Here is a 13,574-nt window from a genome sequence, read left to right as displayed (position 1 = left end):
GTCTTAGCCTCTGGGCTCAATGCTTGCGGCCAGGATCGCCAGCACCAACTGCTGGAAGTCCAGACCGGCGGCACGGGCGGCCATAGGTACCAGGCTGTGATCGGTCATGCCCGGTGCAGTGTTGACTTCCAGGAACCAGAAATTCCCTTGGTCATCCTGCATCACGTCTGCCCGCGCCCAACCGGCGATACCCAGCGCCTCACAGGCTTTCGCCGTGAGGTCCATCAATTCCTGTTCCTTGGTTGCGTCGAGGCCGCACGGGATCCGGTACTGGGTATCGGAAGCCACGTACTTGGCGTCGTAGTCGTAAAAGGTGTGGGGCGTGCCCAATGCGATAGGCGGCAATACCTGGCCACGCAGGGTGGCGATGGTGTACTCGGGACCTTGGATCCACTGTTCCACCAACACTTGCGAATCGTAGGTACTTGCCGCTTTCCATGCGTCGATCAATTCGGCGGCCGAGTTCACTTTAGCCATGCCGATACTGGAGCCTTCATGGGCTGGTTTGACGATCAAAGGCAGGCCCAGTTCCTTGGCTGCAGAAATACAATCGTCTTCGCTGCACAGCACACTGTGACGCGGTGTTGGAATACCCAGGCTGTGCCACACCTGCTTGGTGCGCAGCTTGTCCATGGCCAGCGCCGAGGCGAGGATGCCGCTGCCGGTATAAGGAATGCCGGCGCACTCCAGCAGGCCTTGCATGCTGCCGTCTTCACCGCCACGGCCGTGCAGGATGATGAAGGCACGGTCAATCTTCTCGGCCTGCAGGCGAGCGAGGAAATCATCGCCCACATCGATGCCGAACGCGTTCACACCCGCGCTTTGCAGGGCTTCGAGCACGGCGTTGCCGGACTTGAGCGACACTTCGCGCTCGGCGCTCTTGCCGCCGAACAGCACCGCCACGCGGCCGAAGTCGGCAGGCGTGATGGTCGAGAACAGGGAGCCGTAGTCAGTGGTCATTTCGACTTCCCCTGGGCGGCTGCAAACAGCGGACTGGCGAGCAACTTAGGTGCTAGACCACCGATATCACCAGCGCCCTGGCACAGCAGGATGTCGCCGGCACGCAGCAGCGGCTTGACGATCGGCGCCAGGTCCACACCGCGCTCGATGTAGATCGGGTCCAACTGGCCACGCTGGCGGATGCTGTTGCACAGCTTGCGGCTGTCGGCGCCCGGGATCGGCTCTTCACCGGCCGGGTAGACTTCCATCAGCAGCAGCACGTTGGCATCGGCCAGTACATTGACGAAGTCGTCATACAGGTCGCGGGTACGGCTGTAGCGGTGCGGCTGGTACACCATCACCAGGCGGCGCTCCGGCCAGCCACCCCGCACAGCCTTGATCACGGCGGCGACTTCGGTCGGGTGGTGACCGTAATCGTCCACCAGCATCACATCGCCGCCTTCTACCGGCAGTTGGCCGTAGACCTGAAAGCGACGGCCAACACCGGCAAAGCGCGACAGGCCTTCGACGATGGCTTCATCGCTGACGCCTTCATCGGTGGCGATGCAAATGGTCGCCAGGGAATTCAACACGTTGTGGTTGCCCGGCATGTTCACCGAGACGTCCAGCGGCTCACGGTCGGGACGCAGCACGGTGAAGTAGGTTTGCATGCCTTCCTGGCGCACATTGATCGCGCGCACGTCGGCGTCTTCGCTGAAGCCGTAGGTCACGGTCGGGCGCTTGACCTGCGGCAGGATTTCACGCACCACCGGATCATCCAGGCACACCACGGCCAGACCGTAGAACGGCAGGTTGTGCAGGAACTCGACGAAGGTTTTCTTCAACTTGTTGAAGTCACCGTCGTAGGTCGCCATGTGGTCGGCGTCGATGTTGGTGACCACGGCCACCAGCGGTTGCAGGTGCAGGAAGCTGGCATCACTTTCGTCGGCTTCGGCGATCAGGTAACGGCTGGTGCCGAGCTGGGCATTGGTACCGGCTGCATTCAGGCGGCCACCGATGACAAACGTCGGGTCCAGGCCACCGGCGGCGAATACCGAGGCGATCAGGCTGGTGGTGGTGGTCTTGCCATGGGTACCGGCGACGGCAATGCCGTGGCGGTAGCGCATCAGCTCGGCCAGCATCTCGGCGCGTGGCACCACGGGAATGCGGCGCTCAAGGGCCGTCGCCACTTCCGGGTTGGAGGTGTTCACGGCGCTGGAAACCACCAGCACGTCAGCCTCAGCGGCGTTCTCGGCACGGTGGCCGATAAAGATCTGTGCGCCAAAGGATTTCAGGCGATCGGTGACCGGCGACTCTTTCAAGTCGGAGCCGGATACCTGATAACCCAGGTTCAGCAGCACTTCGGCAATGCCGCACATACCCACGCCGCCGATACCAACGAAGTGGATGCGACGGATGCGGCGCATCTCAGGTTGTGGCATGGCTTTCTGATTCTCAACCATGGGCCACCTCCAGGCAGATATCGACCACGGTGCGGGTTGCGTCAGGTTTGGCCAGGCGGCTTGCGGTGCTCGCCATGCTGTTGAGTCGTTCCGGTTGCATCAAAACCTCGGTCAGGCGTGCGGCCAAATCGGCGGCGCCAGTCGTTCTTTGCGGCAGCAGGAAGGCAGCGCCCTCCCCGGCCAAATATTCGGCGTTGCGGGTCTGATGATCGTCAATCGCATGGGGCAAAGGCACCAGCAAGGACGGCAGACCGGCGGCGGCCAGTTCACTGACGGTCAGCGCACCAGCGCGACAGACCACCAGGTCGGCCCAGCCATAGGCATGGGCCATGTCTTTGATGAAAGGCTGTACGTTCGCCTCCACACCGGCTTCGCGGTAACGCGTGGCGGTGACTTCATCGTGGTTCTTGCCGGCCTGGTGGAAGATCTCCGGGCGCAATTCTGCAGGGAGTTGCGCCACCGCTTCCGGCAGCAATTTGTTCAGCGGCTCGGCGCCCAGGCTTCCGCCCAGGATCAGCAGGTGCGCCTTGCGCCCGGCCAACGCCTGGCGGGCGATGTCCATGAACAGTTCGGTGCGCACCGGGTTGCCGGTGGTGCGGCGCTTGTCCGACGCACTGAACGTATTCGGGAACGCTTCACACACCCGTGCGGCCAAGGGCACCAGCAAGCGGTTGGCGGTGCCGGCGACGGCGTTCTGTTCGTGCACGATCACCGGCACGCCGGCGAGCTTCGCCGCCACACCACCAGGACCGGTCACATAACCGCCAAACCCGAGCACACACACCGGCTGCACGTCGCGAATCACTTTGCGCGCCTGCCACACAGCCTTGAGCAACACGAACGGCGCCTTGAGCAGAGACAGTTTGCCCTTGCCGCGCAGGCCGGTGACGTTGATCAGGTGCAGCGGCAAGCCAGCATTGGGCACCAGTTCATTTTCGATGCCACGCGGTGTACCCAACCAGTGCACGGTGTAGCCACGGTTCTGGAATTCCCGCGCGCAGGCCAAAGCCGGGAACACGTGGCCCCCGGTGCCGCCAGCCATGATCAGCACGTTAGCGCCCATGGGTCGGCTCCTCGGCGAAGTCGCTTTCGCTGAACTCCATCTCTTCGCTGCCCAGGTGGGTACGACTCTCCCACTCAATGCGCAGCAACAAGCCAAGACAGGCGCAGCAGATCACCAACGAACTGCCGCCGTAGCTGAGGAACGGCAACGTCAGGCCCTTGGTCGGCAGCAGGCCGACGTTCACGCCGATATTGATCAGGAACTGGCCGATCCACAGGAACGACAAGCCGTACGCCACGTAAGCAGCGAAATACTGTTTGGCCTTCTCGGCCCACATGCCGATGTACATGCCGCGCACACACACGAACACGAACAACGCGACGGTGCACAGCGAACCCACCACGCCCAATTCTTCGGCCAACACCGAGAACACGAAGTCGGTGTGCGCTTCCGGCAGGTAGAACTGTTTTTGCACGCTGTTGCCCAGGCCGACGCCCAGCCACTCGCCACGACCAAAGGCGATCAACGCCTGGGTCAATTGGTAACCGGAGCCGAACTGATCGGACCAGGGGTCGGTAAACGTGATCAGACGCGCCATCCGGTAGGGTTGCGCTTGCACGAGCACCGTCACCGCCGCCACCGCCAGCACCACCATCAAGGTGAAGCGGAACAGGCCCACGCCGCCGAGGAACAGCATCGCCGCCGCCGCCCCCATCATTACGACGGTGGCACCGAAGTCGGGCTCCATCAGCAGCAGGCCAGCCATGGGCAACAGCACGATGAACGGCTTGAAAAAGCCCATCCAGCTTTCGCGCACTTCTTTCTGGCGACGTACCAAGTAACCGGCGAGGTAAATCACCACGAACACCTTGGCGATTTCCGACGGCTGCACGTTGAACGCGCCGAAGCCGATCCAACGCATCGAACCGTTCACCTCCCGGCCGATGCCGGGCAGGATCACCATGATCAGCAAGCCGAACGCCCCGATCAGCATCAGCCAGCCCAGGCGTTGCCAGGTAGCGATGGGAATCATCATGGTGACGATGCAGGCGCCGAGGCCGATCACCAGGTAAACCAAGTGCCGGATCATCATGTAGAGCGTGTTGCCCGACTGCACGGCAGCCACTTCGGAGGACGCCGAAGTGATCATCACCAACCCCAGGCCCAGCAACGCCAGGCAACCGGCGAGCATCGGGAAATCCAGGTCGATACCGCGCCCGGTAATGATCGGCGACGGGTACGGCTTGATGATGTTTCTGAAGTCGATACTCATGCCAAGGCCTCCACGGCGCGGGCGAACAGCTGGCCGCGCTCTTCGTAGTTCTTGAACATGTCGAAGCTGGCGCACGCCGGCGACAGCAGCACCGCATCGCCCGGCTGGGCCAGGGCTTTGCAGTGGGCGATGGCGTCGTCCAGCGACGTGGCGCGGACTTGCGGCACGGCATCGCCCAGGGCGGCGGCGATCAAGTCAGAATCGCGCCCGATCAGCACCACGGCACGGCAATGCGTGGCCACCGGGCCTTTAAGGTCCTTGAAGTCGGCGCCCTTGCCGTCGCCACCGGCGATCAGCACCAGCTTGCCTTCAATATCGGCGCCAAGGCCTTCGATGGCAGCCAGGGCCGCACCGACGTTGGTGGCCTTGGAATCGTTGTAATAGCTGACACCGTCGAGGTCACGCACCCACTGGCAGCGATGCTCGAGGCCGCCGAAGGTGCGCAGGCTCGAGAGCATGGCGTCGAACGGCAAGCCCACGGCATGCCCGAGCGCCAAGGCCGCAAGGGCGTTGGACTGGTTATGCGCGCCACGAATTTTCAGCTCGCGCACCGGCATCAGGTTCTGGAATTCGAAGGCCAGGTACTTCTCGCCGTGCTCTTCGCGGATGCCGAAGGCTTTGAAATCGGGTTTGCTCAGGCCGAAGGTCCAGCACGGCAGGCCCTCGCCCATCAGCGGACGGCTCAGCGCATCCTGGCGGTTGACCACCACTTGCTTGGCGCCGCGGAAGATTCGGTGCTTGGCCAGGTGATAGGCCGGCAGGCCGCTGTAGCGGTCCATGTGATCTTCGCTGACGTTCAAGACGGTGGCAACTTCGGCACCAAGGTCGTGAGTCGTTTCCAGCTGGAAGCTCGACAGCTCCATCACGTACAACTCGATGTCGTCGCTGAGCAGGTCCAGCGCCGGCGTACCGAGGTTGCCGCCCACGGCGACACGCTTACCGGCCGCCACAGCCATCTCGCCAACCAGGGTGGTGACGGTGCTTTTTGCGTTGGAACCACTGATCGCCACGATCGGCGCCTTCGCGTGACGCGCGAACAGGTCGATATCGCCGGACAGTTTCACGCCACGCGCCGCTGCGGCTTGCAGGGCTGGTGTCGCCAACGCCAGGCCGGGGCTCACGTAGAGCTCATCGGCACGGCACAGAAACTCGACATCCAGCTCGCCACAACGCACTTCCACGTGCGGGTAGTCACGGCGCAGCGTGACCAGCTCCGGTGGATTTTCCCGCGTATCGGCCACAGCAAACGGCTTGCCCCGGTTCGCCAGGAAGCGAACCAGGGACATGCCGCTCTTGCCGAGGCCGACAACGATGCGGAAGTGGTCTGAAGCGATCAGGGACACTCGTTTCTACCTCAGTTTCAGGGTGGCAAGGCCGACCAGTACCAGAATCACGGTGATGATCCAGAAACGGACAATCACGCGTGGCTCAGGCCAGCCCTTGAGTTCAAAGTGGTGGTGAATCGGCGCCATGCGGAACACGCGGCGCCCGGTCAACTTGAAGGACGCCACCTGGATGACCACCGACAGGGTTTCCATCACGAACACACCGCCCATGATGAACAGCACGATTTCCTGGCGCACGATCACCGCAATGGTGCCGAGGGCCGCGCCCAGCGCCAGTGCGCCGACGTCGCCCATGAAGACTTGTGCGGGGTAGGTGTTGAACCACAGGAACCCCAGGCCGGCACCGATCAGCGCGCCGCAGAACACGATCAATTCACCCGCGCCCGGTACATAAGGGATCAGCAGGTATTCAGCGAATTTCACGTTACCCGACAGGTAGCAGAAGATGCCGAGCGCGCCGCCCACCATCACCGTCGGCATGATCGCCAGGCCGTCGAGGCCGTCGGTCAGGTTCACCGCGTTGCTGGAGCCGACGATCACGAAGTAGGTCAGCACCACGAAGCCGATGCCCAGTGGAATGCTGGCGTCCTTGAGCATCGGGATGATCAAGGTGGTTTCGACCGCACTTGGCGCTGTCGTGTAGAGGAAAATCGCGGCGCCGACGCCAAACACCGACTGCCAGAAATACTTCCAGCGGCTAGGCAGCCCCTTGGAGTTTTTCTCGATCACTTTGCGGTAGTCATCCACCCAACCGATGGCACCGAACAGCAAGGTCACCAACAGCACCACCCATACGTAGCGGTTGTGCAGGTCAGCCCACAGCAAGGTGCTGATACCGATGGACGACAGGATCAGTGCGCCGCCCATGGTCGGGGTACCGGATTTGGACAGGTGCGACTGCGGGCCGTCATTACGGACCGATTGACCAATTTGCAGGTTCTGCAGGGTGCGGATCATCCACGGCCCCAGGAACAGCGACAAACACAGCGCAGTCAGCACACCCAGAATCCCGCGCAAGGTCAGGTACTGAAAGACCGCGAAGCCTTTGTGGAACTGTTGCAGATACTCAGCCAGCAGCAGCAGCATTAATGTTTCTCCGTACTTGAGCCACACAAGGCCGCGACGACGTTTTCCATCACCGCGCTGCGCGATCCCTTGATCAAAATGGTTGTGTGCGTGTCGTGTTCAGCCGCCGTCAGCGCCTGGATCAGCTCGGCCTGGGTCGCGAAATGCCGCGCACCGGGCCCGAACGCGTTGACGGCATGCGCCATGTTCGGGCCGACGGCGTAGAGCGCATCGACTTTGCCGCTGGCGTAAGCGCCGACTTCGCGGTGGGACTGCTCGGCCCAGTCGCCCAGTTCGGCGATATCGCCCAGTACCAGCACCTTGCGAGTGTCGAAGCCTTTGAGCAGGTCGATAGCGGCGCAGACCGAGGACTGGTTCGCGTTGTAGGTGTCGTCGATCACGCGCATGCCGTTAGTTGCCAGTTGCGCGACGGTGCGGCCCTTGACCGGCTGCACTGCGCCCAGGCCAGTGGCGATACCAAACAACGACACGCCCAAGGCATAGGCCGCGGCGGCAGCGGCCAAGGCGTTGGCGACGTTGTGGTTACCCAGCAGGTTCAGCTGCACATGTTCGCTGCCTTGCGGGGAGTGCAAGGTAAAGGACGGGCAACCACGGGCATCGACAGTGATGTTCGAGGCGTGGAAATCGGCCGCAGCGTTGAGCACGGCAAACGTCAGGACCTTGCGACCGGCGGCGCGTACACGCCAGGTTTCGAAGGCCTTATCGTCCAGATTCAATACCGCTGTGCCCGAAGCGTCGAGGCCTTCGAGAATTTCACCCTTGGCTTCGACGATTTTTTCCGGGCCACCGAACTCACCGACATGGGCGGTACCGGCGTTGTTGATAATCGCGACGTGGGGCTTGGTCAGCGCCACGGTGTAGGCGATTTCGCCGATGCGCGAAGCCCCCAGTTCGATCACCGCCGCCGTGTGTTCCGGGGCCAGTTCGAGCAGGGTCAGGGGTGCGCCGAAATCATTGTTGAGGTTGCCACGGGTAGCGAGCACCGGGCCGCGCGTGCGCAGCACACCGGCGAGCAGTTCCTTGACCGTGGTCTTGCCGCTGGAGCCGGTGATGGCCGCAACGGGATTAGTGAATGCGGCACGGTTCAACGCCCCCAGCTGGCCGAGGGCCAGGCGCGTGTCGGCGACCAGCAGTTGCGGCAATGCAGAGTCCGCCACTTCACGCTGCACCAAGGCACCTACAGCCCCTTTGGCGGCGACGTCATTCAGGTAGTCGTGACCATCGAAGCGTGGGCCGGCGAGCGCGACAAACAGTTGCCCCGGCTTGATGTTGCGACTGTCGATACTGACGCCGTCGAAACTGCAATCGCTCGACAGCACCCGGGCCGACAGGGCCTGGGCCAGCTCGTTGAATGTCATCGCTTTAAGCATGGGCGACCTCCCAGGCCGTCAAGGCGTGATCGGCCTCGACCAGATCGGAGAAGGCATGGCGTTCGCCGTTGATTTCCTGATAGTCCTCGTGACCTTTACCGGCCAGTACCACCACATCGTCAGCGCTGGCGCTGGCGATCAATTGGGCGATGGCCGCACCGCGACCGGCGACGAAAGCGGCCTTGGACACGTCGTTGAAGCCCGCGCGGATGTCGTCGAAAATCTGGCTCGGGTCTTCGCTGCGCGGGTTGTCGTCGGTGACGAGCACGCCATCGGCCAAGCGCTCGACGATCTCGGCCATCAACGGACGCTTGCCGCGATCGCGATCACCGCCACAACCGAACAGGCACAGCAATTTGCCCTTGGCGTGTGGGCGCAGGGCTTCCAGGACTTTTTCCAGGGCGTCGGGGGTGTGGGCGTAATCGACCACCACCAGCGGCTGCTTGCCGCCACCGAGGCGCTGCATGCGACCGGCCGGGCCCTCAAGCTTGGGCAGCACGCGCAGGATTTCATCCAGGGCGTAATCCAGGCCGAGCAGCGCACCGATGGCGGCGAGGACGTTGCTCAGGTTGAAGCGCCCGAGCAATGTGCTGCGCAGGTGGTGTTCGCCCTGAGGCGTGACCAACGTGGCGCGCACGCCTTCGTCATTAAATTGGGCTTCGCGGCAGAACAGGTACGCGCTGGAATCTTCCAGGCTGTAGCTGATCAGGCGCGCTTCGCTGTCTTCGGCGGCCAGTTGGCGGCCGAATGCGTCATCCAGGTTGACCACCCGGCACTTCAGGTCATTCCAGGCAAACAGCTTGGCCTTGGCGGCGGCGTAAGCCTCCATGGTGCCGTGGTAGTCCAGGTGATCGCGGGACAAGTTGGTCATCACCGCCACGTCAAAAGCCAGGGCGGTGACGCGGCCCTGATCCAGGCCGTGGGAAGAAACTTCCATGGCGACCGCCTTGGCACCGGCCTTTTTCAGGTCGGCCAGGGTCGCTTGCACGGCGATCGGGTTCGGCGTGGTGTGCAGGCCGCTTTGCAGCGCGCCATAAAAGCCGGCGCCCAAGGTGCCGACGATGCCGCAGTGCTGCCCCAACAGGTCAAGCGCTTGCGCGACCAGCTGGGTCACGCTGGTCTTGCCGTTGGTGCCGGTGACGCCCACCAGGTTGAGGTGACGGCTCGGGTCGCCATAGAAGCGACCGGCAATATCCGACAACTGTTTTGCCAACCCTTTGACCGGAATCAACGGCACATCGGTGATCGGCAGCACGGTGGCGCCTTCCACTTCATAAGCCACTGCCGCAGCACCGCGCTGCAACGCATCGGCGATATGCGCACGGCCATCGTACTTACCGCCCGGCACCGCCAGGAACAGGTCACCGGCGCGTACATTACGGCTGTCCAGCGTCAACTCGCGAATCAACAGATCACGACCGGCGTGGGCAAAAATCTTGTTCAGGCTAAGAGACATCAGCCGCGCCCTCCATTGGCTTTTACAGCAGCGGCCGGTGGTCCGGCGTTCGCTTGTTGGGTCGGCGGCAGGTTGTCCGGCGTGATGTTCATCAGGCGCAGGGTGCCGGACATCACTTTGCTGAACACCGGCGCCGAGACCAGGCCACCGAAGTAACCGGCTTTGCTCGGTTCATCGATCACCACGACAATGGCGTAGCGTGGGTCGCTCATCGGGCCGAAACCGGCGAACAGCGAGCGGTAGGAGTTTTCGGCGTAGCCCTTGGTGCCCACCGATGTCTTACGCGCCGTACCCGACTTGCCGGCCACGTGGTACGCCGGCACTTGGGCACGGAACACACCACGAGGGGCTTCGATCACTTGTTGCAGCATGCCTTGCATGGTCTTGGCGACGTTTTCGGGAATCACCTGGGTGGCTTTCGGTGCCTCGTCGACGTGGATCAGGCTCAGTGGAACCATTCGGCCATTATTCGCCAATACAGAGAAAGCATGAGCCAATTGGATCGCCGTCACCGACAGGCCGTAACCATAGGAAAGCGTGGCGGTCTCGGCCTTTTTCCAGTCGCGGTAGTTCGGCAGGTTACCCACGCGCTCGCCGGGGAAATCCAGGCCGGTGGGTTGGCCCAAACCGATCTTCTGTGCGAGGTGGTAGATGGTTTCGCCGCCAATATCGAAGGCGACCTTACTCATGCCCACGTTACTGGAGTTGATCAGGATACCTGTCAAATCCAGCACCGGACCTTCGGTGCGCGACACGTCGCGAATGGTGTATTTGCCTAACTGCAACGTGCCCGGATACACCTCGACCTTGTCGCTGGGTTTCCAGCGCCCGGTTTCGAGGGCGGCACTCATGGAGATGGCTTTCATGGTCGAACCCGGCTCGAACACGTCGATCATGGCGCGGTTGCGCATCATCGCCGGTTGCAGGTTGCGACGGTTGTTAGGGTTGTAGGTCGGCTGGTTGACCATGGCGAGGATCTCGCCAGTCTTGACGTCCATGATCACCAGGCTCCCGGCCTTCGCGCCGTTCTCGATGATCGCGTTACGCAGCTCGCGGTTGGCCAGGTATTGCAGGCGCAGGTCAATCGACAACGCCAAGGGCTTACCGGCCTTGGCGTTTTTGGTGACTTGGACATCCTTGATCAGCCTACCGCGCCGATCCTTGATGACTTGTCGTTTGCCGGGAACCCCGGCCAGCCATTCATCGTAGGCCAGTTCCACACCTTCGCGGCCGTGGTCATCGATGTCGGTAAAGCCAACCATATGCGCGGTGGTTTCACCGGCTGGGTAGAAACGACGGAATTCCTCGATGCCGTAGACACCGGGGACTTTAAGGTCGAGCACTTGCTGGCCTTGCTCGGGGGTCAAGCCGCGCACCAGGTAGATGAATTCTTTGTTGGCCTGGGCCTCAAGGCGTTCAGCCAAGGCTTTCGGGTCCTGGCCCAGGGCGGCAGCGAGTTGCGGCCAGCGGTCTTTGGCGACCTGCAATTCTTTGGCGTTGGCCCACAGGGTAGTCACCGGTGTACTGACGGCCAGGGGCTCGCCATTACGGTCGGTGATCAGGCCGCGGTGCGCAGGAATCGGAATATGCCGCAGGCTGCGGGCGTCGCCCTGGCCGATCAGGAAGTCGCGGTCGACCACTTGCAGGTCGATGATCCGCCAGGCGATCGCACCCACCATCAATGCCAGCAAGCCGAGCATCAGGCGGAAACGCCATGGGTAGAGTGCGCCCTCGAGTTTCATCATGGCGCCACCATGCGAACGTCAGCCGCGCCCGGAATGTGCATTTTCAGCTGTTCGGTGGCCAGCACTTCGATGCGGCTATGGGCCGTCCAGGTGCTTTGCTCCAGGATCAAACGACCCCATTCCGCTTGCGCCTTGTCACGCACGCTCAATTCCCCGTACAGGGTGTTGAGCAGTTGACGGTTGTAGTGGGCGCTGTAGGACACCGCAATCGCGGAAACCAGCACGCCGACAAACAACAGCAACATAAAGAAGCTGCCGCCCGGGAGGGGCTTGGCGAAAAGCTTGCTCACCGCAACTTCTCCGCAACACGCATGACAGCGCTACGGGAACGTGGGTTGGCCTTGAGTTCGGCTTCGGAAGCGAACTGCGCTTTGCCATGAATTTTGATTTTCGGCACAAAAGCTTCGAAACGCACCGGCAGGTTGCGCGGCAGGTTGTCGGACTCGCCCTTGACCAGGCGGCGCATGAACAATTTGACGATACGGTCTTCCAGGGAGTGGAAGCTGATCACCACCAGGCGCCCCCCCACTTCCAGGGCCTCGAGGGCAGCCTCGAGGCCGGCCTCCAGGTCGCCCAATTCGTTGTTGACGTGAATGCGCAGGCCCTGGAACGCACGGGTGGCCGGGTTCTTGCCCTTTTCCCACGCTGGGTTGGCGACCTTCAGCACTTCGGCCAGGTCAGCGGTGCGTTCAAACGGCTGGATTTCGCGACGCTCGACCACGGCGCGAGCCATGCGACCGGCGAAGCGCTCTTCACCGTATTCCTTGAACACACGGGCGATTTCTTCCACTGGCGCGGTGGCGATGAACTGCGCAGCACTCACGCCACGGGTCGGGTCCATGCGCATGTCGAGCGGACCATCGTTCATGAAACTGAAGCCGCGCTCAGGGTCATCGAGCTGTGGCGAAGACACGCCCAGATCGAGCAAAACCCCGGCCACCTTGCCTGCCATGCCGCGCTCGGCGACTTCGGCACCCAGCTCGGCAAAGCTGCGCTGCACAACGACAAAGCGGCCGTCTTCGGCCGCTAGCGCTTGCCCGGTGGCAATCGCTTGGGGGTCTTTGTCGAACCCGAGGAGCTTACCGTCGGACCCGAGCTGGCTGAGTATCAACCGGCTATGCCCGCCCCTGCCGAACGTGCCATCCAAATAGCAGCCATCCGCGCGTACGGCGAGAGCCTCAACGGCTTCGTCAAGCAGTACGGTGATGTGGTTAAAGCCGCTATCAATAGTCACAGGATCAAATCACGCAGTTCATCAGGCATGGCGCCCGGTTGTTGAATAGCAGCCAGGTCAGCTGCAGAAACAGCATCCCAGGCATCTTCGTCCCACAATTGGAACTTGTTCAGTTGGCCGACCAGCATTGCGCGCTTGTCGAGCTTGGCGTACTCGCGCAAACGCGGGGGCACCAGGAAACGACCGCTGCCATCGAGCTCGAGGTCGACGGCATTACCGATCAGCAAACGCTGCAGGCGGCGGTTTTCTTCACGCAATGAAGGCAGGGCGCGCAACTTGGTTTCAATCAACTCCCACTCATCGAGCGGGTAAACACATAAACAAGGGTCAACGGCATCAATGGTGATGATCAACTGTCCGGAACTTCGCGAAATGAGCTCGTCACGATACCGGCTCGGCATGGCGAGACGGCCTTTTGCATCGAGACTGATAGCGTTAGCTCCGCGAAACACAGATGCGTTTCTCCAAATTTTAGCGTTTTACGTTCAAAAAACCCACTTTGTGCCACTTTCCGCCACTTGCGCACACTATAGGAATGCGCCCACCACACCGTCAAGGCGCGGATTCAAGGAAAAGCCTTACAGAACGGAGATTTAGGAGTGCAAACGGAGGAGAAACCAGAGTTCGACGGTATTTTTGGCCCAACAAGCGCAGATAGC

The 13,574-nt window shown here is 62.0% G+C and carries 12 protein-coding genes; all 12 read right to left on the bottom strand.

Annotation, left to right across the window (positions count from 1 at the left end):
• Positions 1-3: 3 nt before the first annotated feature.
• From K7431_RS12985 to mraZ, 12 genes are read right to left on the bottom strand one after another with little or no spacing between them, the layout of a single operon-like run.
• Positions 4-960, bottom strand: coding sequence for a D-alanine--D-alanine ligase (locus K7431_RS12985; RefSeq protein WP_012722298.1), 957 nt, complete (start codon positions 958-960; stop codon positions 4-6).
• Positions 957-2,402 (bottom strand): UDP-N-acetylmuramate--L-alanine ligase, encoded by a 1,446-nt coding sequence (gene murC, locus K7431_RS12980; RefSeq protein WP_012722297.1) that lies wholly within the window; start codon positions 2,400-2,402, stop codon positions 957-959. The genes K7431_RS12985 and murC overlap by 4 nt, the downstream gene beginning before the upstream one ends.
• Positions 2,395-3,465 carry an undecaprenyldiphospho-muramoylpentapeptide beta-N-acetylglucosaminyltransferase gene (gene murG / locus K7431_RS12975; RefSeq protein ID WP_012722296.1) on the bottom strand — a complete coding sequence of 357 codons (1,071 nt, stop codon included), beginning with the start codon at positions 3,463-3,465 and terminating at the stop codon, positions 2,395-2,397. The genes murC and murG overlap by 8 nt, the downstream gene beginning before the upstream one ends.
• Positions 3,455-4,678, bottom strand: a complete 1,224-nt coding sequence (gene ftsW / locus K7431_RS12970) for a putative lipid II flippase FtsW (protein ID WP_012722295.1) — start codon at positions 4,676-4,678, stop codon at positions 3,455-3,457. Before ftsW ends, murG begins: the two co-directional genes overlap by 11 nt.
• Positions 4,675-6,021, bottom strand: a complete 1,347-nt coding sequence (murD, locus tag K7431_RS12965) for a UDP-N-acetylmuramoyl-L-alanine--D-glutamate ligase (RefSeq protein ID WP_012722294.1) — start codon at positions 6,019-6,021, stop codon at positions 4,675-4,677. The genes ftsW and murD overlap by 4 nt, the downstream gene beginning before the upstream one ends.
• Positions 6,022-6,027: 6 nt before the next feature.
• Positions 6,028-7,110 (bottom strand): phospho-N-acetylmuramoyl-pentapeptide-transferase, encoded by a 1,083-nt coding sequence (gene mraY / locus K7431_RS12960; RefSeq protein ID WP_012722293.1) that lies wholly within the window; start codon positions 7,108-7,110, stop codon positions 6,028-6,030.
• On the bottom strand, positions 7,110-8,480 hold the full coding sequence (locus K7431_RS12955; RefSeq protein WP_012722292.1) for a UDP-N-acetylmuramoyl-tripeptide--D-alanyl-D-alanine ligase: 1,371 nt from the start codon (positions 8,478-8,480) through the stop codon (positions 7,110-7,112). The genes mraY and K7431_RS12955 overlap by 1 nt, the downstream gene beginning before the upstream one ends.
• Positions 8,473-9,936 carry a UDP-N-acetylmuramoyl-L-alanyl-D-glutamate--2,6-diaminopimelate ligase gene (locus K7431_RS12950; RefSeq protein WP_012722291.1) on the bottom strand — a complete coding sequence of 488 codons (1,464 nt, stop codon included), beginning with the start codon at positions 9,934-9,936 and terminating at the stop codon, positions 8,473-8,475. The genes K7431_RS12955 and K7431_RS12950 overlap by 8 nt, the downstream gene beginning before the upstream one ends.
• Positions 9,936-11,678 (bottom strand): peptidoglycan D,D-transpeptidase FtsI family protein, encoded by a 1,743-nt coding sequence (locus K7431_RS12945; RefSeq protein WP_163825657.1) that lies wholly within the window; start codon positions 11,676-11,678, stop codon positions 9,936-9,938. Before K7431_RS12945 ends, K7431_RS12950 begins: the two co-directional genes overlap by 1 nt.
• A complete protein-coding gene (ftsL, locus tag K7431_RS12940; RefSeq protein ID WP_004371991.1) occupies positions 11,678-11,971 on the bottom strand; it encodes a cell division protein FtsL in 294 nt (97 codons plus the stop codon). Before ftsL ends, K7431_RS12945 begins: the two co-directional genes overlap by 1 nt.
• Complete coding sequence (rsmH, locus tag K7431_RS12935; RefSeq protein WP_012722289.1) at positions 11,968-12,915, bottom strand: 16S rRNA (cytosine(1402)-N(4))-methyltransferase RsmH; 948 nt, start codon at positions 12,913-12,915, stop codon at positions 11,968-11,970. The genes ftsL and rsmH overlap by 4 nt, the downstream gene beginning before the upstream one ends.
• Positions 12,912-13,367, bottom strand: coding sequence for a division/cell wall cluster transcriptional repressor MraZ (gene mraZ, locus K7431_RS12930; protein WP_003171868.1), 456 nt, complete (start codon positions 13,365-13,367; stop codon positions 12,912-12,914). Before mraZ ends, rsmH begins: the two co-directional genes overlap by 4 nt.
• Positions 13,368-13,574 lie beyond the last annotated feature (207 nt).

The organism is Pseudomonas fluorescens group sp. (assembly GCF_020093335.1).
GTDB classification, from domain to species: domain Bacteria; phylum Pseudomonadota; class Gammaproteobacteria; order Pseudomonadales; family Pseudomonadaceae; genus Aquipseudomonas; species Aquipseudomonas petroselini.
This window is presented reverse-complemented; position numbering and strand designations above follow the sequence as displayed.

Excerpts from the sequence above, each read along its gene's own strand:
- K7431_RS12955 (WP_012722292.1), bottom strand. The coding sequence starts at position 8,480 with ATGCTTAAAGCGATGACATTCAACGAGCTGGCCCAGGCCCTGTCGGCC.
- murG (WP_012722296.1), bottom strand. The coding sequence starts at position 3,465 with ATGGGCGCTAACGTGCTGATCATGGCTGGCGGCACCGGGGGCCACGTG.
- mraY (WP_012722293.1), bottom strand. The coding sequence starts at position 7,110 with ATGCTGCTGCTGCTGGCTGAGTATCTGCAACAGTTCCACAAAGGCTTC.
- K7431_RS12985 (WP_012722298.1), bottom strand. The coding sequence starts at position 960 with ATGACCACTGACTACGGCTCCCTGTTCTCGACCATCACGCCTGCCGAC.
- ftsW (WP_012722295.1), bottom strand. The coding sequence starts at position 4,678 with ATGAGTATCGACTTCAGAAACATCATCAAGCCGTACCCGTCGCCGATC.
- K7431_RS12945 (WP_163825657.1), bottom strand. The coding sequence starts at position 11,678 with ATGAAACTCGAGGGCGCACTCTACCCATGGCGTTTCCGCCTGATGCTC.
- K7431_RS12950 (WP_012722291.1), bottom strand. The coding sequence starts at position 9,936 with ATGTCTCTTAGCCTGAACAAGATTTTTGCCCACGCCGGTCGTGATCTG.
- murC (WP_012722297.1), bottom strand. The coding sequence starts at position 2,402 with ATGGTTGAGAATCAGAAAGCCATGCCACAACCTGAGATGCGCCGCATC.